The 20,232-nt window shown below is 51.1% G+C and carries 19 protein-coding genes; 14 read left to right on the top strand and 5 right to left on the bottom strand.

Annotated features, from left to right (window positions below; all coding sequences use genetic code 11):
• Window positions 1-1,162: DEAD/DEAH box helicase family protein (locus ACP5D0_RS05545; RefSeq protein ID WP_472364664.1), on the bottom strand; the 1,162-nt coding region annotated here is incomplete at its 3' end.
• Between the two features lie 253 nt (window positions 1,163-1,415).
• Here ACP5D0_RS05545 and ACP5D0_RS05550 point away from each other — a divergent pair.
• Window positions 1,416-2,600 carry a pyridoxal phosphate-dependent aminotransferase gene (locus tag ACP5D0_RS05550; RefSeq protein ID WP_472364665.1) on the top strand — a complete coding sequence of 395 codons (1,185 nt, stop codon included), beginning with the start codon at window positions 1,416-1,418 and terminating at the stop codon, window positions 2,598-2,600.
• 267 nt (window positions 2,601-2,867) lie between these two features.
• Window positions 2,868-4,415: an ATP-binding protein gene (locus ACP5D0_RS05555; protein ID WP_472364666.1), complete on the top strand. Its 1,548-nt coding sequence runs from the start codon at window positions 2,868-2,870 to the stop codon at window positions 4,413-4,415.
• A 55-nt stretch (window positions 4,416-4,470) separates the two neighbouring features.
• On the opposite strand, the gene nudE is transcribed toward ACP5D0_RS05555, so the two are convergent.
• Window positions 4,471-5,019 carry an ADP compounds hydrolase NudE gene (gene nudE / locus ACP5D0_RS05560; RefSeq protein ID WP_472364667.1) on the bottom strand — a complete coding sequence of 183 codons (549 nt, stop codon included), beginning with the start codon at window positions 5,017-5,019 and terminating at the stop codon, window positions 4,471-4,473.
• A 31-nt stretch (window positions 5,020-5,050) separates the two neighbouring features.
• Here nudE and yrfG point away from each other — a divergent pair, with 31 nt between their 5' ends.
• A complete protein-coding gene (yrfG, locus tag ACP5D0_RS05565; RefSeq protein WP_472364668.1) occupies window positions 5,051-5,779 on the top strand; it encodes a GMP/IMP nucleotidase in 729 nt (242 codons plus the stop codon).
• Here yrfG and tmpT read toward each other — a convergent pair.
• Window positions 5,734-6,390: a thiopurine S-methyltransferase gene (tmpT, locus tag ACP5D0_RS05570; RefSeq protein ID WP_472364669.1), complete on the bottom strand. Its 657-nt coding sequence runs from the start codon at window positions 6,388-6,390 to the stop codon at window positions 5,734-5,736. The two genes, yrfG and tmpT, sit on opposite strands and share 46 nt — an antisense overlap.
• A gap of 155 nt (window positions 6,391-6,545) precedes the next feature.
• On the opposite strand from tmpT, the gene ACP5D0_RS05575 reads away from it, so the two are divergent.
• The 4 genes from ACP5D0_RS05575 (at window position 6,546) to ACP5D0_RS05590 (ending at window position 11,101) form a co-directional block, all read left to right on the top strand.
• Complete coding sequence (locus ACP5D0_RS05575) at window positions 6,546-7,106, top strand: protein disulfide oxidoreductase (RefSeq protein ID WP_472364670.1); 561 nt, start codon at window positions 6,546-6,548, stop codon at window positions 7,104-7,106.
• Complete coding sequence (locus ACP5D0_RS05580; RefSeq protein ID WP_472364671.1) at window positions 7,091-7,792, top strand: spermidine synthase; 702 nt, start codon at window positions 7,091-7,093, stop codon at window positions 7,790-7,792. Before ACP5D0_RS05575 ends, ACP5D0_RS05580 begins: the two co-directional genes overlap by 16 nt.
• A gap of 72 nt (window positions 7,793-7,864) precedes the next feature.
• Window positions 7,865-9,046, top strand: coding sequence for a PAS domain-containing protein (locus ACP5D0_RS05585; protein WP_472364672.1), 1,182 nt, complete (start codon window positions 7,865-7,867; stop codon window positions 9,044-9,046).
• 102 nt (window positions 9,047-9,148) lie between these two features.
• A complete protein-coding gene (locus tag ACP5D0_RS05590; RefSeq protein WP_472364673.1) occupies window positions 9,149-11,101 on the top strand; it encodes an ATP-binding cassette domain-containing protein in 1,953 nt (650 codons plus the stop codon).
• Window positions 11,102-11,116: 15 nt separating this feature from the next.
• Here the strand turns inward: ACP5D0_RS05590 and ACP5D0_RS05595 are convergent, their stop codons facing one another.
• Window positions 11,117-11,551, bottom strand: coding sequence for a hypothetical protein (locus ACP5D0_RS05595; RefSeq protein WP_472364674.1), 435 nt, complete (start codon window positions 11,549-11,551; stop codon window positions 11,117-11,119).
• 383 nt (window positions 11,552-11,934) lie between these two features.
• Here ACP5D0_RS05595 and nrdB point away from each other — a divergent pair, with 383 nt between their 5' ends.
• The 7 genes from nrdB to ACP5D0_RS05630 all read left to right on the top strand — a co-directional run bounded on the left by nrdB (window position 11,935) and on the right by ACP5D0_RS05630 (window position 19,298).
• The gene (gene nrdB, locus ACP5D0_RS05600) at window positions 11,935-13,068 is read left to right on the top strand and encodes a class Ia ribonucleoside-diphosphate reductase subunit beta (protein ID WP_472364675.1); all 1,134 of its coding nucleotides are present in this window, start codon (window positions 11,935-11,937) and stop codon (window positions 13,066-13,068) included.
• Window positions 13,069-13,229: 161 nt separating this feature from the next.
• Window positions 13,230-13,988 (top strand): histidine phosphatase family protein, encoded by a 759-nt coding sequence (locus ACP5D0_RS05605; RefSeq protein ID WP_472364676.1) that lies wholly within the window; start codon window positions 13,230-13,232, stop codon window positions 13,986-13,988.
• A gap of 11 nt (window positions 13,989-13,999) precedes the next feature.
• The gene (locus tag ACP5D0_RS05610) at window positions 14,000-15,259 is read left to right on the top strand and encodes a metallophosphoesterase (RefSeq protein WP_472364677.1); all 1,260 of its coding nucleotides are present in this window, start codon (window positions 14,000-14,002) and stop codon (window positions 15,257-15,259) included.
• A 2-nt stretch (window positions 15,260-15,261) separates the two neighbouring features.
• Window positions 15,262-15,549: an amphi-Trp domain-containing protein gene (locus tag ACP5D0_RS05615; RefSeq protein WP_472364678.1), complete on the top strand. Its 288-nt coding sequence runs from the start codon at window positions 15,262-15,264 to the stop codon at window positions 15,547-15,549.
• A gap of 56 nt (window positions 15,550-15,605) precedes the next feature.
• The gene (locus ACP5D0_RS05620) at window positions 15,606-17,243 is read left to right on the top strand and encodes an aminoglycoside phosphotransferase family protein (protein WP_472364679.1); all 1,638 of its coding nucleotides are present in this window, start codon (window positions 15,606-15,608) and stop codon (window positions 17,241-17,243) included.
• Window positions 17,236-18,150 carry a GAK system ATP-grasp enzyme gene (locus ACP5D0_RS05625; RefSeq protein WP_472364680.1) on the top strand — a complete coding sequence of 305 codons (915 nt, stop codon included), beginning with the start codon at window positions 17,236-17,238 and terminating at the stop codon, window positions 18,148-18,150. The genes ACP5D0_RS05620 and ACP5D0_RS05625 overlap by 8 nt, the downstream gene beginning before the upstream one ends.
• Before the next feature lie 11 nt (window positions 18,151-18,161).
• Window positions 18,162-19,298 (top strand): HprK-related kinase B, encoded by a 1,137-nt coding sequence (locus ACP5D0_RS05630; protein ID WP_472364681.1) that lies wholly within the window; start codon window positions 18,162-18,164, stop codon window positions 19,296-19,298.
• Here ACP5D0_RS05630 and ACP5D0_RS05635 read toward each other — a convergent pair.
• Window positions 19,295-20,131, bottom strand: a complete 837-nt coding sequence (locus ACP5D0_RS05635; protein ID WP_472364682.1) for a YihY family inner membrane protein — start codon at window positions 20,129-20,131, stop codon at window positions 19,295-19,297. The genes ACP5D0_RS05630 and ACP5D0_RS05635 overlap by 4 nt on opposite strands.
• Window positions 20,132-20,232: the final 101 nt, after the last annotated feature.

Genomic DNA, 20,232 nt, shown 5'->3' on the forward strand with positions numbered 1-20,232 from the left:
GCGGCATAATGCGTTCGAATTCGTCGAACCGCATGGGGCGGTTATCCAACGCCGACGGCAGGCGGAAACCGAAATTCACCAGATTTTCTTTACGGGAACGGTCCCCTTTATACATACCGCCAATTTGCGGAATGGTGACGTGGCTTTCGTCGATGAACATCAGGGCGTTTTTCGGCAGGTAATCCAACAAGGTCGGCGGCGGTTCGCCCGAACCGCGCCCGGATAAATAGCGCGAATAGTTTTCGATGCCGGAACAATACCCCAGCTCCATCATCATTTCAATGTCCAAGCGGGTGCGTTCTTCCAACCGTTGGGCTTCAACCAGTTTGTTGGCGTCGCGCAATTCCTGCAGGCGCACCACCAGTTCTTCCTTGATTTTATCAATAGTTTCCAGCACCCGCTCGCGCGGGGTCACGTAATGGGATTTCGGGTAAACGGTGATGCGGGTCGGGCGACTGAGGACTTCACCGGTCAGCGGGTCAAACCAGGCCAACGAATCGACTTCGTCGTCAAACAATTCAATGCGAATGGCATACTCTTCCGCCTCGGCCGGAAACACATCAATGACATCGCCCCGCACCCGGAAACACCCGCGCCACAACTCCACGTCATTCCGAGTGTATTGCATGCTCGTCAAGCGTTCCAGAATATCGCGCTGCGAAATGGTGTCCCCCAGACGCAACTGCAGAATCATTTTCAAATACAGATCCGGGTCGCCCAACCCGTAAATGGCCGAAACGGTGGCAATCAGCACCACGTCATTGCGCTCCATCAACGCCTTGGTGGCCGACAATCGCAACTGCTCAATCTGCTCGTTGACCGAGGAATCTTTGGCAATGTAAGTATCGGAGGCCGGCACATAGGCTTCCGGTTGATAATAATCGTAGTAGGAGACAAAATACTCCACCGCATTGTGCGGGAAAAAACTCTTCATCTCGCCATATAATTGCGCCGCCAAGGTTTTATTGTGCGCCATAATAATGGTCGGTCGCTGCACTTGGGCAATCACATTCGCCATGGTAAAGGTTTTTCCGGAACCGGTCACCCCCAATAGGGTTTGAAAGGCTTCGCCGTCCTCCAGCCCTTCCACCAATTGCGCAATCGCGGTCGGCTGATCGCCGGCCGGTTGATAACTCGATACAATTTCAAATGTTTTTGCCATGGAAGTGCCGAAATGCTCCGTTTTATCCCCCTGCCGTCGTTTGAAACAACATTTACACTCAAACCACGCAATACACCGAATTTTTCACTTAAAAAAACCGCGCATAGGATGTAAAATGAATGTCATATTTTACCCGAGTGCCGACCAGAACAAAACCGAAACCCCTGTGCTTTTGAGGCGCTTTTGCGCCTTAGCGAGGATAACGGCCTGGCGTGCATCAGCCCACTGCCCAACTGAATGAGATGAAACACTTATGTCCAGACTGTCCGATCGCGTTAATCGAGTCCAACCTTCTCTAACCTTGGTCATTACCGCCAAAGCCGCCGAATTGAAACGTGCAGGGAAAGACATTATCAGCCTCGGTGCAGGGGAACCGGACTTCGATACCCCCGACCACATCAAAGCCGCTGGCATTCAGGCGATTGAAAACGGGCAAACGCGGTACACCGCCGTGGACGGCACGCCGGAACTCAAGGAAGCCATTATCGCGAAATTCCAGCGCGATAACGGCCTAAGCTATGGCATGGATCAGATACTGGTGTCGTCGGGCGGCAAGCAAAGTTTCTTCAACCTCTGCCAAGGCCTGCTCAATGACGGCGACGAAGTGATTATCCCTGCGCCTTATTGGGTGTCCTACCCCGACATGGCACTGCTGGCGGGCGGCGAACCGCTCATTGTCGAGGCGGGCATCGAACAGGGCTTTAAAATCACCCCCCAGCAGCTGGAAGCGGCCATTACCCCCAAAACCAAAATGGTGGTCATTAACAGCCCCTCTAACCCCACCGGTGCCGTTTACACGGCCGACGAACTGAAAGCGCTGGGGGATGTACTGGAAAAACACCCCAACATCGTCATTGCCTCGGATGACATGTACGAACACATTCTGCTGACGGACACGCCCTTTACTAACATTCTCGCAGTTTGCCCAGGCCTGGCGGATCGTACCGTGGTCATGAACGGCGTCTCCAAAGCCTATTCCATGACGGGCTGGCGCATCGGTTACGCCGGCGGCCCAAAAGACCTGATCGCCGCCATGCGCAAAGTGCAATCACAAAGCACTTCCAATCCCTGCTCCATTTCACAAGCCGCCTCGGTGGAAGCGCTCAACGGTGATCAAGGCTGTATCCAAACCATGCTCACCGAATTCAAAAAACGCCACGATTTTGTCGTGGAACGCATCAACCGAATTCCCGGTTTCAAATGCATTCCCGCAGCGGGGGCTTTCTATGCCTTTATGGACGTGCGCGACGCCATGGCGCAAACAGGGTATCAAACCGATGCCGATTTCGCCACAGCGATTCTGGAAGAGGTCGAAGTCGCCGCTGTGCCGGGTTCCGGTTTCGGTGCCGAAGGGCATCTGCGCATCTCCTTTGCCACCAGCATGGAGAACTTGGTAAACGCACTGGATCGTATCGACACCTTTATGCAAAAAGCCTGATTTTGTGACGTTTCCGAGTTCACTTTAACCCGGAAATTTTATAAATTTGCGCCAAAATCGCGCAGAACCTTGTTTTCACAAGGAAATTTTCGAAGAAGTGTCGACTCCACGATTACGACCGACTGAGAAAATATGGCTTGTGGAATCAAGGGGCAAGCGAGATGGTGTCTAATTTATGAATTTTTCGGGCTAAAGGCTACGAAACCCCAACGGTCGCCTTGAGCCATTACAACGCCAAACCTTGACAGCTTTAATTCGAGAATACACATGACACTCAAAAAACTGCCGATTGGCATTCAAACTTTCAGCGAAATTCGTAAAAATAATTACGTCTATATCGACAAGACGGCACTGGCCTATGAGCTGTTGCAAAGCTATAAATATGTGTTCTTAAGCCGCCCGCGACGCTTTGGTAAATCCTTATTTCTCGATACCCTGCGCAATATTTTTGAAGGCCATAAACACTTTTTTGCAGGCCTGGCGATTGAGAATCAATGGGATTGGGATCAGCGTTATCCGGTGATTCGGATCAGTTTTGCCTCCGGCAAGATTGAAAGCCGTGCGCAGTTGGATGACACCATTTTGCGGATTTTAAAAGAAAACCAACAGTATCTTGACATTGAGTGTGAAGATAAAAACAGTGTCGCCGGTTGCTTTAGCGAGCTGATTCGTAAGGCCCACGCCACCTACAACCAAAAAGTCGTGGTGCTGGTGGATGAATACGACAAACCGATTCTCGACAACCTAACCAACACCGAACTGGCAAAGCAAATCCGTGATGGCTTAGTCAACTTCTACAGCGTGATCAAAGGCAGTGATGAATTTTTACGCTTTGCGTTTCTTACCGGCGTCAGCAAATTCACCAAAACCTCAATCTTCAGCGGTTTAAACAACATCACCGACATCTCGTTACAACGCAAATTTGGCGACATCTGCGGCTACAGCCAGCAGGACGTCGAAACCACGTTTGCCCCTTATCTCCAAGGGGTCGATATGGACAAGGTCAAGCAATGGTATAACGGCTATAACTTCCTTGGCAACCAGATGTACAACCCGTTTGACATTCTCAAATTCATCGCCAATGAACATTCTTTTCAAAATTATTGGTTTGAAACCGGCACGCCAACTTTTTTAATCGAACTGATTAAAAAACAAAACTACTTCTTACCCAATCTCGCCAACTTGCAGGTCGATGAAAAGCTGCTCAATAGTTTTGATATTGATAATCTCGATTTGGAAGTGGTTTTGTATCAAAGCGGTTATTTAACCATCGGCAGCGTCACCCAAGACGAAGATGAGGACATCATTTACACCCTGGTGGTGCCGAATCGAGAAGTAAAAACATCGTTAAATAAACACATTATTACCGCGTTTTATCAAGATGACAGCTTGAGAGCCAAGCCGCTCAGTCGTGCGCTGAGAGAACAAAACCTTGAAGCCTTCAAACAGGCCTTGTTCAGTGTATTCGCCGGCATTCCTTACAACCATTACACCAACAACGACATCAAAAACTATGAAGGCTTTTACGCCAGTGTGATTTATGTCTATTTGCAAAGCCTTGGATTGAACATTATTGGCGAAGACGTGACCAGCCAAGGTCGCATTGATCTAACCATTATCATGGATCATGCGATCTATATTCTTGAATTCAAAGTCGATGATCAAACCAATGCGCTGCAACAAATCAAAGACAAACAATACGCCGATAAATACTTGGATACGCAAAAACCGATTTACCTGATTGGCATTCACTTTGACACGGAACAAAAAAACATCGCCCAGTTTGAATGGGAAAAACAGACGCCTAACGACTAGCCGTCTGTCGTCGTCGATGCGCTAAAATGGGGGTTGATAAAACATTTGGGTTCGCTTAAATTCGGTTCAGATGGCGCAAGACCAACATCAAGGCCGCATAAGCGCGACCTTCTGAAAACTCAGGATGTTCCAATAGGGTTTTCCAATCCGACAAAGGCCAGTGAACCACCTCCAGCGGCTCCGGCTCATCACCCTGTGCCGGTTGCGCACGCAGCCCTTGCGCCAACACCACATGGGTTTGGTGCGTCATATACCCCGCCGCGAGACTGAGAGAATCCAATAGCGAAACCTGTTCGGGGAAAAAACCAATCTCTTCCTGACTTTCACGCACCGCCGCCTGCCGCCAATCCTCGCCGGGATCGATTTTGCCTTTCGGAAACCCAAGCTCGTAGCGCTCCACGCCAGCGGCGTACTCCCGAATCAGCACCAGCGTTTCGTCCAAAACCGGAACAATCAAAACCGCCCCCTGCACGGAGCTGACCAAACGTTCGAACTGCACCCGGGTGTTGTTTCCATACAGAATATCCAACCCCTCCACGCTGAAAATGCGGGTGTTAGTGAGCGTTTTTTTCGTTAGAATGACGGGGGGTTTTTTGGGTTCCATAGCCGCCTATCATACGAGAACAGGAGTTAGAATGCGAACAAAAAGCGATTCACCGATTGTCCAGACCGATCAGGGGCCGCAGATTCCTTGGGAAAACATTGAAACGGTATTGCTGGATATGGACGGCACCCTACTCGATCTGCACTTTGACTGGCATTTCTGGATGACCTATGTGCCGCAAATATACGCCGAGCGCAACCAACTCAGTGAGGCCGAAGCCAACCAAATTATTCGCGATAAAATTCATTCCCAACAAGGCACGCTGAATTGGTATTGTCTCGACTACTGGACGGACGAACTCGCGTTGCCCATCGCCGAACTCAAACACGAGTTCAAACACATGATTCAAGCGCACCCGGAAGTCATCACTTTTTTGAAACGCCTTCAGACACTGGGCAAACACGTCATTATGGTCACCAATGCCCATCGCGACAGTCTCGCCATCAAACTGGAAATGACTGAAATCGGTGATTATTTCGATGAAATGATTTCCGCTCACGACTTCGGCATGCCCAAAGAGGACAGGGCACTTTGGTCGGCCATTCAAAATAAAGTACCGTTTAATCCAGCACACACCCTACTGGTGGACGATAACCTGCAAGCCCTGGCCTCCGCCAAAACCTTTGGCATTGCCTATCAACTGGCGGCCACACACGTCAGCCCCCAACTCGACCGAATCGACCCTCAGGGCTTCCCCCATTTTGAAGATTTCACTCAAATATTACCGCCCATCGCCGAGGATTTCGGTAACAGCCGATAGGCGGTTTCAAGTGTAAACACACCTTTACGTTCAAAGGACGCCGTCGCGAGAATATCAATGTCGTAATCATCACCAAACAAATCGCGTACCTCCTCATCCGGCACAGCAAACGGCGGCCCTTGCCGCTTGGCCTGCTCATAATCCAAACCAATCAACATAATCGGCACATCGGGCGGCAAGATGTCACGTAAATGCGCCGCATAACGCCGACGCCCTTCAAGAGGCAAGGCAATCAAGGCGGCGCGATCGTACACCGCTTTCACCGCCCGACAATCCACCGCCGACAAATGAAAGAAGTCCCCGCAAAACAACGTCATATCCTGCAATTCATAACCACAAAATTGATGGTGCTCCGCTGTTCGCGCATCCAAGTCATTTTCCAACAAAAAGTCGGCCAAGGCTTTTTCGCTCAACTCCACCCCCAGCACCGAATGCCCTCTCCGATGCAACCAAACCATATCCTGAGATTTACCACACAAAGGCACCAAAACCGTTTCGTCCCCCTGTAAGCCCAAACACGACCAGTATTGCGCCAGATAGGCATTGACGTCAGGCTGATGAAAACCGATTTCATTGTTTTCCCATTTAGAATGCCAAAATTCTGCTTTCATTGTGACCACGATTCCTTTAAGCCTCAGCACAAGAGCCGCTCAAATACCCTTTTGAAAAACCGGTCTCGGGCGACCGATTTCGCTTTGCTTTTGTGTTGTCTGTTAATTTACGCTAAGATTTGTGTCATTCTATTTTAAACGAAAAACAACACACCATGACAACCGCTCCCCAATCACCTCAAACGCCACCCGATGACTCCCAAGCGCCTCAGCCGACCAAACTGACCCAGCGCAAGTGGTTTAAAAACGTCATTTTTCTGATTTTTCTGCTCGGCATTTACCTAGCCTTGCGACCCTTTATGCAGGGCGATGTGATCCAGGGAGCCGCGCCCTTGTTCGAAAGCGAATCCATTACCGGCCAGCCCATTCGCCTGGCCGATTATCGTGGCAAACCGGTGGTGGTGCACTTTTGGGCGACCTGGTGCCCCATCTGCAAACTGGAAGGCGGCACCATTGAAGCCATTTCCAAAGACTATCCGGTCATTAATATCGCCACTCAATCGTTGGACAACGCCGGATTACTGGCGTATGCCGACGAAAACAACCTGAACCCAGAACAAATCGTGAACGACTTTAGCGGTCAACTCATGCAGGCTTATGGGGCGCGCGCCGTCCCGGCGACCTTTATCATTGACTCCGACGGTCAGATTGCCTTTGTCGAAGTCGGCTACACCACGTCACTGGGTTTGCGAGCACGTTTATGGTGGCTTCAATAATCGGAAAAATGCGCCGCCGCAAATCGCCCAAAGGGCAAATCGTGCATGCCGTGCGCGATGGCTTTGGCCTGATTCAGGTGATTGACACAGAACACACCCGCAGCTTGCATTTCGGCACACGCGTGGAACAAAGTCGTCTCTACTTCAACGCCCCTCTAACGCTGGCGTTTGAATATCAGGTGGCGTTAATGGAAATCATTCTAAAATGGGCGGAGAAACACCCGGTGAGACAGGCGCTGACCTTGGGATTGGGCGGTGGCACCCTAGCGACGCAACTGCATCACCTTTTCCCGAAATGCCGACAAACCGCCGTGGAGCTGCGTCAAGCGGTGATCGACATTGCACATCGTTATTTTTTTCTGCCCGACACCCCAGCCATTCAAACACTGAGTGACGATGCGTTTATGTACGTTTTGCAACACAGCGAAGCGCTATCTTATGATCTGGTGGTGGTGGATCTTTATGACAGCGACAGCATGCCCACCGAATTCACCGACCCGCTTTTTTTACAGGCTTTGGCTCAAATCACTCGGCCTGACGGGCTCATTCTATTCAACTTATGGAAAGGCACACCGGAAAAAACGTTAAAGGTCATTCGCTACTGGGAAACACAGAACCATCGCCGGATGGCGCTCAGGGAAATACAGTCCAGCCGTAACCTGATCCTAGCCGTTGAACCCAATTAACCCCAATTAACCACTAGTGCCCCTAACCAAAACAAACCCAGTCAGACAAGGCCATCGCAGGAGTGACCATCTATGAACACACCCCCCATCACCGACTACGCCATCCAGTTTGAACGTCTGGCCACGCTCAATAAAGTGGCGCACTTAGTCTGCCAGAAGCAGACGCCCTATCGGGTGGAACACTACTCAAGCGCCCTGCCGAAACTGCTGCCCGGTATTGACCCCCAAGCTCAATTCCACCTGCTTGACTGGGTACACCCCGACGATTGCGAAGCCTATCAGCGCGAGCTTGACGCCTACGCCAAACAACCGGAAATTCAGACCTTTGAACGTGCGCCCTTTCGAATTATCAACCCGAACGGCGAAGTCAAATGGGTACGCGAAATGCTTCTTTTTGGCGACATTGACGGCGAACCCAAGCTGTTTATCAGCTGGAAAGACATCACCAAACACTATTTAGAAGACCGCCAGAACCGCGAAAAAGAGCATCAGTTAAATCTGGTACTCAACTCACTCAATATCGGCTTTTTTGAGTTCTTGCTGGGCACGCAAACGGTGTTTTATTCCGCCAGTTGGAAAAAACAACTGGGCTATGAAGCCTATGAAATCGAAGACACAATCAGTGAATGGGAAAAACGCGTGCCACCGAAATACATTGCCACAGCCTACCGTAATCTGGAAAAACACCTCTCAGGAGAAGCCGAATGGTATGAAACGGTGTTTCCCATGCGCCACAAGCACGGTGATCAGGTCTGGATTCTGGCCAAAGGCCAGGTGGAACGAGATGCCGCCGGTCATCCCTACAAGGTCGTCGGCACCCATACGGACCTCTCCGCCGTTCAGAAGCTGCCTCAGCAGCTTCGGACTATGGCCGACATGGAACTGTTTACCGAAACCCTCTACCAGCGACTGTTTGCCGCCGCTCCCTTACCGCTGATGCTGTTCAACTTAACCAGCCATCAAGTGGAAGTCAATGCACAGATGGTGGCGCTGACCGGCTACCAGTCCCATGAACTCAATGGTCAGGTGTTTACCCGTCTCTGCCATTCCGATGACCGCACCGCCGCGCTGGAATACCTTGAGCGCCAAAAACACCAGTCCCACCCCCAACTCAAAGCACAAACACGGCGGATTCACCATAAAGACGGCGACCTACTGACCGTTACCATTCACAGCTTTGTCACCACTTTGGAAAATGGCGAGCCGCTGCTGTGCGCTTTTTTCCAAAAACAAACCGAACCAGCGACAGACTAAGCCCCTTTTCCAGCCCGAATTTTTCGGGTTAAATTCGGGGGAAGGAAAGAATTCCGGTTAAAATAGCCCTTTTCAGCAATCACTTCAAAGACACTCAACTCTATGGCGCACCTTTTTTTACGTGATACACACCTGAGTTTCGGCTCTCACAAGCTTCTGGACGGCATTTCCTTTAAAATTGAACCCAATGAACGCGTCTGTATTGTCGGCCGCAATGGCGAAGGTAAATCCACCCTGCTCAAGGTAATCGAAGGACACATTCAAGCCGACGACGGTCATCGCATACTGCAAGACGGGCTGAAAATTGCCAAACTGCAACAGGAAGTCCCCAACGACACCCAAGGTCGTGTTTTCCAGATCATTGCCCAAGGCCTTGGCAATGTTGGTGAACTGATCGAACGCTTTCACACTTTATCGCAGCAACTGGCACAGGACACCTCCGAACAGACACTCAAGGCCTTTTCCCGCACCCAACAAGCAATAGACGACCAGAACGGCTGGGAATTGAACCAGAAAGTCGAAACCCTCATTTCCAAGCTTTCTCTCCCGGCCGACGCCGAGTTTTCCGAGCTGTCCGGCGGCATGAAACGGCGCGTGTTGCTGGCGCAAGCTCTAATCCAAGACCCGGACATTCTTCTGCTGGACGAACCCACCAACCATCTGGACATCCCATCTATTCAGTGGCTGGAAGACTTTCTGAAAAACCTATCCTGCAGCTTGGTGTTTATCACCCACGACCGCTCTTTTTTACAGGCGCTGGCGACGCGCATTGTCGAACTGGATCGCGGCCAGTTGCACAATTGGGAATGCGACTACGCCACCTACCTGCAACGCAAAGCCGCGCAACTGGAAGCCGAAGCCAAAGCCAGCGCCGAATTCGATAAAAAGCTCGCCCAGGAAGAAGCTTGGATTCGGCAAGGCATCAAAGCACGCCGCACCCGCAACGAAGGCCGAGTGCGTGCGCTGGAAAAGCTGCGCGAAGCTCACCAAGCGCGACGCCAGCAGCAAGGCACGGCCAACCTGCAATACAATCAAGCGAACCATTCCGGCAAGCAAGTCATTGAAGTGGACAACATTTCCTTTGCTTGGCCGGATCAGGTCGTCATCAAACAGTTTTCCACCATGATTTTACGCGGCGACAAGGTCGGCATTATCGGTGCCAATGGCTGCGGAAAATCCACCCTGCTCAAACTGTTACTGGGCAAGCTGGCACCGCAATCCGGCCACATCAAATTGGGCACCAAAATACACATCGCCTATTTTGACCAACATCGTGATCAGCTGAACGAAGACAAGGCGGTGGTCGAAAGCGTATTGGAAGAGTCGGACTATGTGGAAATCAACGGTCAGCGCAAACACATTATGAGCTACTTAGGCGATTTTCTATTCACCCCGGAACGCGCCCGTCAGCCGGTCAAAGCTTTATCCGGCGGCGAGCGCAACCGTTTGTTGCTGGCACGCGTCTTTGCCAAGCCATCCAACCTGCTGATTCTCGACGAACCCACCAATGATCTGGACATTGAAACACTGGAACTGCTGGAAGAGCTGCTGCTGGACTATTCTGGCACGGTGCTGATTGTCAGTCACGACCGCGCTTTTCTCAACAGCGTCGCCACCAGCTCCATTGTGTTTGACGCCCCCGGTGCGGTCAACGAATACGTCGGCGGCTACGATGACTGGTTACGCCAGCGTCCGGCACATTTCACCCATGCCGCCTCCCAACGCCAAGCCACGAATGACAAGCAGGATTCCACCAGGCCTGGTGAAAACACCGCTTCAGCGGCAACCACTGCGCCGCCCAACCAAACCAGCGCCAAGGCGCCCAACAAACCCAAAAAACTCAGCTACAAAGATCAGCGCGAATACGATGCGCTCCCGGCCACCATTGAATCGCTGGAAGCCGAGCTGGAACAATGGCAATCCGAGATCAGTCAGCCCGATTTCTATCAGCGCAACGACCAGGCCGAAGTGCTGGCACGGATGCAAACATGCGAAACCGAGCTGGAAGCAGCCTTTGAGCGCTGGGAAACACTGGAAGCATTACTGGAAGATTAATCGGAAAAGACGGGATTAAGAGCCGATTTTCACACTGGGACGCGGCGGCTGAGACAACTCTTTCTGCCAACGCTTCCAACGATTCAGGCGGTTTAACAGTCGCAGCATGGCTGTGGGAGCCACTGGCTGAGTCAGCTGAAAACGGAAATATCCCTTATTGATTAAAGATTGCGCCGATTCAACGTCTGAGGCTTCGCGCATCAGCACCACCGGCGTCTGTAAAATCGTCGGATTATCGTGGGTGACTTTCTGCCAGGCCTGCTCAACCGCCTGTGCCAGATGATAATCAATCAGAATCGCTAAATAGACACGATGGGTGGAATAGCGTCTGGCCTCAATTTCCGACAACACCGAATCCACGTCATTAAACGCCGTCACCTGAAGACCATAATGCGCCAGAAAGGCTTCAATCTCGGCAAAACGCTCGGGGTTCGGCTCACACAGCGCCATGCGCCGTCCTTGCAACCACTTTAGCTGACGTTTAAATCCTGTCTCAGTCAACACCTTTACCCCCAGGGTTTTGAACCCGACTCTTTTCGGTGGGCTTTTCCAACGATGGATTTGTTCGACGCCGCCATGACGACCGACGAAAACAATACTACCAAAATTCTCTGGCGCCAGCGGCTGATTTCGGTTGCTCCAAGCAGAATACCACCCCAATCAATAAGAACCCACCTTAGTTGATATTAAATCTCATTAAGTTTAAAATATTTTCGCAGTCCAGCTATCGGATTCCGCACCATAATCGACTACAATTCATCTTTTACTTTGTCGGCCAAGCGCTGAGGTCGATTCAACCCGCTACCACCGACAGGCTTTTTGGGAACCCTTTTATGAGCTGTAACGAAAAACACACCTATTCTACTTTTTGCCGTTCATCCAATAACGCCATGAAAGAACCGATGTTTTTTGGTCAAAACGTGAATGTCGCGCGTTACGATCAGCAAAAACATCCGATTTTCGAAAAACTGATTGAAAAGCAACTGTCATTCTTCTGGCGACCGGAAGAAATCGACTTATCCAGCGACCGAGGCGAATACGCCAACCTGCCGGAGCATGAAAAACACATTTTCATCAGCAACCTGAAATACCAGACACTGCTGGATTCAGTACAGGGGCGCTCGCCAAACGTCGCATTGCTGCCGCTGGTGTCAATTCCCGAGCTGGAAACCTGGATTGAAACCTGGTCGTTTTCCGAAACCATTCACAGCCGTTCCTATACCCACATCATTCGCAACATCGTATCGGATCCATCGCTGGTATTCGACGACATTGTCACCAACGAAGAAATCGTCAAACGCGCCATCAGCGTCACCGAGCATTACGATCATTTGATTTCCTTAACCAATCACATGTACGCCCATGAAATCGATTTGGCCAAAGACGACCACTTCCGCAAGGAAGTCAAAACGGCGCTCTATCTGACCGTGGTATCGGTTAACGTCCTGGAAGCCATCCGTTTTTACGTTTCCTTTGCCTGCAGTTTCTCCTTCGCCGAACGCTCTCTTATGGAAGGCAACGCCAAAATCATCAAACTGATTGCCCGAGACGAAGCCCTGCACCTGTCGGGCACACAGCACATCATCAACTTGATGCGCGAAGGCAAGGACGACCCGGAAATGCGTCAGATCGCCATCGACAACGAGGCCAAAACTTACGCAATCTTCACCGAAGCCGCTCAACAGGAAAAAGAGTGGGCCGATTACCTTTTCCGCAACGGCTCCATGATCGGGTTAAACGCCAGCATCCTGAAAGATTATGTCGAGTACATTACCAACACCCGTCTAAAGGCCATTAAACTGAATCCGGTGTTCGATTCCAAAAGCAACCCTTTGCCTTGGATGAATAACTGGCTGGTGTCCGACAACGTCCAGGTCGCCCCGCAAGAATCGGAAATCAGCTCTTATCTGGTTGGCCAGGTCGATTCCACCGTCGGCAAAGACGACTTTAACGACTTTTCGCTCTAACCGCTTTCGCGCTTGCGTGCCTCTCTCGTGCCCTGACACCGCCGCCAGTCAGCACAGAATCGACCGTTTCCTTCGGTTTCCTGTTCAGAGGGAACCGTCTGTTAAAAAACTGTCATCCGTCTATCATCCAGCCGTCAAATTACCCCCGTAAGATAGTTGGAATGAAACGAGCGACTTTTAAACTGGCTTTTTTACGCCACAGCGACTATCAGCAAACAGCGCACACGCCGAGCGCACTTCAGCACGGTGCCCTCACACCGCTGGGCGTTCAGCAGGCTCAGGCCGCCGCTGAAGAACTGCTTGACTATGCTCGCAAACACCATCTGACCCTGCACCCCGAAATTGATGCCTCACAGTCACTGCGCGCTTGGCAAACTGCCGAGGTGTTGCGTCAAACCCTGAACCGTTTAACCCACTACTCAGGCCATTGCATCGAATACACCGCCCTGCACGAAAGATCCGTTGGCAGCTTTGCCAATTTGAGCGTGACCGATATTGAAGCCTGTCTTCAGGCCGACCCGCGCGTACCTCACCCACCGATGCACTGGAAATCCGACAGTGATTACCGCTTGCCCTGCCCCTATGCCGAATCCTTAATGGAGGCTGGTCAGCGTGTCGCCGACCACCTGACCCAAACCCTAAACACGCTCGCATCATCCAGCGACGCTCACCGCCTCAAACTGATCGTTGGACACGGTGCTTCTTTCCGCCATGCCGCCTATCACTTGGGGGCTTTAAAACGAGAAGAAATTGCGCAAAAGTCCATGCATCACGCCAGACCTTTGATTTTTGAATGCCACTTGGATGACGGTCACCAGGTCTGGTCACTTTGCTACGGCGAATGGAAAACACGCTCGCGAACGGCCGCTCATACCGATAAACGGCTTACCGATTTCACCGATACGACCCTGATCGACTGAGGAGAGACCCTATGATCTATACCGCGTCCGCCACCGCCTGGCACCCGTATCCACCCGAACCGAAACCCACTCTCGAACTGCGAACCGACAATTGGATGGCACCGTCAAAGGACACGTATTTTTTCTGTGACCTTCACGCCGACGCCGACGCTTTTTTACGCTCGCTGAAACTGAGTCATCTAGTCACACGCGACAGCACCGTTGAACGGATTGCGTTAACCACCAAAGGGCAGTGCGGACAAATCATTATCGGCGGCGACTGCTTTGACAAAGGCCCCAGCAATCTGGCTCTATTGCGCTTGATCGGCCAGCTCCAGCAGGCCGAATGCGATTTGATTCTGCTGGCAGGCAACCACGACATCCGAATTTATGCCGGACTGCTGGCCACAGACTTTATGGACGACCTGCGTCAGTCGCATTTTTTTGTGCGCATGGGGCGCAAAACGGCCAGCCTGTTTGCCGAAATCCATCATCAATACGGCCATTTGGCTGAAAACCCAGGCCTGGCGGAATCCGAGATACTGAAGCGCCTTTTCCCCAAGAAAGACTGGTTTGCGTTTTTCCCCGATTACGCCCACCAGACCATGACCGCCGCCAAAATCGACAAGGAAATGCAGCAAATTCGCAAGAAACAACAGGATTTTCTCCAGGCCTGCGCGGAATTGGGAATGGATCTGCAACAGGTCTATCAGGCCGTCACCCTTGCGAAACAACTGTTTCTCAATCCAGAAGGTGAGTTTGCCTGGTTTTTCCAATCTTTGGATCTGGTGCATCTGGCGGGCAGCTACTGTTTCTGTCATGCAGGGCTGGACGACCGATTTGCCGAAAAGCTGGTCAAAGAAGGGGCGGCCAGCTTAAACCAAGCGTTTCGCACCCAAATGCGAGAAGGCCGCATTTTCGAAATCTACTACAGTGAATTTGGCAATGTGTTCCGCACCAAATACCGTGAAAATGACTGGCCCTTGACCGACAGCGGCAGTGAACGTCTGCGCGCGCATCATATTTACGCTCTGGTGAACGGTCATCGCAGCCACCAGCAAGGTCAGCAGTTATTCCTGCGTCAAGGCTTGTTGAACTTTGAATGCGACACCAAACTCAATGCCAATTGCCGCCGCAAATCGAACCTGCAGACGCCAGGAGAAGCTGTTACAATTTTTTACGCGAGCGGTCTTGTTTCCGCACTCAGCAGCGATTTCCCGGTAACTAAGCAGTTTCACCCAAGACAACTGCAATTGGATGAATCGATCCACACCGATCGATCAAGAAGGTAGGCATGGCTAAAAAAAGACAGCATTTCGAACATGAGTCTCTGCAAGACAAAGAGGCCATTATCAACTACTTAAAAGCCATTACCCAAGGGTTTAAAAAAGGTGCCATCGAATTCAGCGATGAAGACGAAGAGTTTCGTCTGACACCGCAGGCACTGGCCAATCTGAAAATCAAAGCCGAACAATCCAAAAAAGGCCAGTCACTGAACATTAAGATCAGCTGGTCTTCGGATCAAAGTAGCGACTTCGACGATTCGCCACTCTTTATCGACCCCAAAAAACCGAAAAAATAACCTGGAATCAATGGATCGGCTCCATTTCGTCCCTTTACCTGAGCGACTGCTTTGACATGCATCACATCACGGAACTTTACGATACGTTACGCTTTCTGATTATCGAGGTGCAAAAGCAACTCGCTGGCGTCAGGCGTTTCTTTGAAACCTGCGAACCCGAACACGCCGAACACAGCCTGAAATACGTCGATTACATTGACAACCACCACATCAATCTGCTTAATCGCGCCACTCGACTGCTCACAGAGCGCCCCGAAGACGATGCCCGTATTGCGGTACAGAGTTACGAACACATCAACCAAGGGCTGAAATCCCTGTCACGGCAATTGCAGGCCATTATTTTCCAAGTCAAACAATCGCAACCGGCACTCAAACTGTTGCGTAAAAAAAATGTGTTTCAAGCCCTCAATGACCTCAAAGCCGGACTGGCGCTGATTGAACCTGCGATTGAATCGGAAGGTTCGACCCTGGCCATCGACATTTGTCGCCTCAAAGTCCACATCGACAAACGTTGCGACCAACAGCTTGAAAAGTACAAAGCACGCTTGAAAAAGGGTCAGCAGACGGCGGCCTTGCTGCAAAGTTGTTTTATACTCCGCGACATCAGCGCCATGGGTGAAAGTCTGCTGCGCATCGGCGAAGGCATCATTTCCGCCAATCTCGGGCAGATGATTCAGATCGAACGCTACCATTCGCTGGAAGCCACGCTCAGCGCTCTGAAACTCAGTCCGCAAGAAGACGACCTGAGCATCCGCGCTATGGGCGAAACCAAATCCGGCTGCACCATCTCCGGCATCATGAGCGCGGAAGAATCGGAAGGACAGATTCTCGCCATTTTCAAAGAAGGCGACAAAACCAAATTGAAGGAAGAAAAAACCGGCATTGAAAGCTGGCACCAGAAATTCCCCGGCATTGCCCCCAAAGTGTATTCCTATCATAAAAACGGCGACAAGGCGGCACTGCTGTTTGAATACTTAACCGGCGAAACCTTTGACACGTTATTGCTGCAAAAAGATCGCAAAACCCTCAAGCCGGCGCTGACCAAACTGTTTGCAACCCTCGATCAAATCTGGGCGGAAACCCGAACCGACCAACCCTGTCCAGCACACTATATGGCGCAGTTACGCAAGCGACTGAAAAATATTTACGACGTCCACCCCGAATTTAAATCGCCTTCCGTCAGCATCAGTGGACTGAAAAGCGCCACCTTGGAAACCTTGATTGATGAGGCCGAAGCGCTTGAAGATCGCTTGCCACTGCCTTGCGGAGTCTATATCCACGGGGATTTCAATCTCGACAACATTATTTACGACCCGGTCGATAACGACATTAATTTTATTGACTTGCATCGTTCGGACTATCTGGATTTTGTCCAAGATTTGTCGGTTTTGATGGTCTCCGCCTATCGTTTGGCCAACTTTGACCCTCAAGTACGCAAACTCGTTGCCCAGACCATGCAGGCCATATACAGCTTTGGTCAAGGCTATGCCGAACGCGTTGACGACACCAGTTACCACCTTCGAATGGCGCTAGGATTGAGCCGTTCATTTTTAACATCGACCCGTTTCGTTCTCGACAAGCAGCACGCCAAAGCCATGCACTTTCGCGGCCGCTATCTGATCGAGCAGGTCATTCGCTTAACGGATGAAGAGCAAGCCCACTATCGAATTCCAAGAGAGATTTTCCATGATTAACAATCCTTTAAAAATCGCCGTGGTCGGCATTCCCGGCAAATGGTCCACCGAAGTGCTCGCAGATGAAATTGAAGCCCTGACCGGTTTTCGTTGGGTGATCGACATCGAAAAAGTTGTGGCGCTGCTGCACGAGTCCTCGGTGCGCTACCAAGGCCGTTGTCTTTGTCAACTGGATGGCATTATCATCAAAAAAATCTCCCAAACCTACAGCCCCACCGTCATCGATCGGCTGGAGCTGCTGCGGTTTGCCGAAAAATGCGGCGTCAAAGTCTTTTCCAAACCGCAGGAAATCATTCGTTTAGTGGATCGCATGAGCTGCACCATTTCCTTAGCCAAGGCTGACATTCCCATGCCGCCCACCCTGATTACCGAAGACATCGACGCGGCTCTGGCGCAGGTCGAAACCTTTGGCGAGGCGATTTTGAAACCGTTGTTTTCCACGAAAGCACGAGGAATGGAAGTAGTGAAGGTCTGCGACGGTGAAAAAGCCATACGCAAACAATTTGAAAGTTACTATCAACAGCACGACTTTTTTTATCTGCAGAAAAAACTGGCACTGCCGGGCAAAGACATGGGGCTGGTGTTTTTAGGGGGCGAATACCGAGGCGCTTATGCACGGGTCTCAGGCAACACCAGTTGGAACACCACCATTAACGACGGTGGCAAATATGCCGAGGCGCATCCTTCAGCCGAAATTATCGACATGGCACAACGCGCCCAATCGCAATTCGACCTCAGCTACACCACGGTGGACATCGCCGAAACCGAAGACGGCCCCGTGTGTTTTGAGGTGTCCGCTTTCGGCGGCTTTAAAGGCGCTTACGATGGTCTGGGGCTGAATATGGCCAAGGAATACGCCCAGTATGTGATTCAGCAGTTACAGTTGGTCACCGCACAAAAGGCTTGAAGGAGGCGCACTTGACACACTCCATTTTGGAAAACATCGCACAGTTTCAAAAAACAGTGCCGCTGGCAGAGCGTCATTTGCAATTGCAACTGCCACAGTGGCGCGCCACAATTCAATCCAATTCAGAGACCTTGCTGAATGGGCTTTCGGACTATTTCGGCGAATCATTAATCAGCGAAAGCAGTGAAAGCCGCGAAAGCACCGCTTCAGCGGACACCACCCTCCTCGCCTATCAAACCGAGGCGTTTGTCGGGGCAGGTCAAGACTGGGAGGACTGGCAGCGGGAAGCGGGTAAACAAGGGCGCAAGGACGCTTTTGTTGACATCCCGCCCGACCGCCTGATTTATAAAGTCAAAACCGGTATGCTGTTCTGGCAAAAACGCGACTGTCCTCTGGCACTCGGCCCAGTGGAACAACACCCCAATCAAATCATCAACTTTATTCTCACACAATATTTAAACGCCCACCTGCGTCAAGGCTGGCAACTTGGGCACGCTGCCGGACTGCAAATCCACGGCCACGGTCTCGCCATAGCGGGTCTTTCCGGCGGCGGTAAATCCACCCTCATGCTGCATTTACTGGAAAATGCCGAACACTTTATCAGCAATGATCGTTTACTTTTCGCAGACAGCCGTTTAAGCGAATCGGCCAAGCCAGGTGAATTATGGATGCGCGGCTTGCCGAAACAGCCACGCATCAACCCCGGCACCATCGTGCACAATCCGAGATTGCACGACTTGATTCCAGCCCAGCGCCGAGCCGAGCTGCTGAACTGGCCAGTGGATCAGCTGCGGCAACTGGAAGAAAAACACGATGCGGATGTCAATCAGCTTTACCACCCGAATTGCTATCAACCCGAATGCCCTTTGCATGCATTGATTATTCTGAACTGGCAGGCCGACAGCCCACAGGCCACACAACTCAACCGCACCACTCTGAATCAACGTCCCGATCTGCTGCCCGCCATTATGAAAAGCGCCGGCCCTTTTTATGCCGATGCGCAAGGGCATTTTTTGCCCAACGGCGCCGCTCTGGACGAACACCCCTATTTACAGATGCTCGGCGACCTCCCTTGTTTTGAAATAGAAGGGCAAATTGATTTTAACGCGGCTCAAGAGCAAATTTTTGAAGCCCTTGCAAAGATTTAACCGTCATCGCCGGGCTTTTCCGTCGCATATTTCATCGTCAACTGCCGCACCAGTGAGGCATTGTAGATCAAAATAAACCAGAGCAGATACAGCCAAAGCAAAAACAGCGGAATCACGGCAAAGGCACCGTAAATCAGGTTATAGGTCGGGAACCATTTTACATAGAGGCCAAAACCGTATTTCAACAACTCCAGCTCCAGGGTCGCAAATACCGCACCGATCAGCGCATAACGCCAAGGCACCCGATGCAAAGGCACAAATCGATACAAAAAACTGAAACCAATGATATTAATCATAATGGGTAACTGATTCAGTAACACCGCCTCCAAAGCCACGCCTGGCAAAATGGGTGCCGCCAGCAGTACCGAGCTCAATACCAAGCTGCCACCCAGCAACAGCGGCCCCACCACACTGATGCCCAAATAGTGCAATAAACTCACCCACCAAGTACGCTGCAGACGGTGATCCCACATGGCATTGATCTTCTGGTCAATGGTCCAAAGTAACAATAATGCAATCACCAACATGGAAAAAATGCCCACACCATGCAGCTTGCTGGCCTGCTGTGAAAACTGCAATAGATAGGACTCCACCAGCGGCGTGGAATCGGGCAACAGGTAATGGAACACCTTATCCATGACCTGCTCTTCAAAGACCTGAAACGTTTCCGACATGGAAAACACGCTCAACATAATGGTCAAAAACGGCACCAATCCGACCAAAGAGGCATACGCCAGAATCGTCACCGCATCCAAACCATTTTTGCGAAAAAAATTCTGGGTCAACTGCACCCAAAAAGCCGGTTTATAAAGTCGATATTCCGCATGGGTCATGCTCTGAGGTTCCTTAGAATAATAATGCGTTTGCTGTTCGGGTTAGCCCGAAAAATTCATAAATTAAGCCCCATCTCGCTTGCCCCTTGATTCCACAAGCC

This window comes from Hydrogenovibrio sp. (assembly GCF_049975065.1).
Lineage (GTDB): Bacteria > Pseudomonadota > Gammaproteobacteria > Thiomicrospirales > Thiomicrospiraceae > Hydrogenovibrio.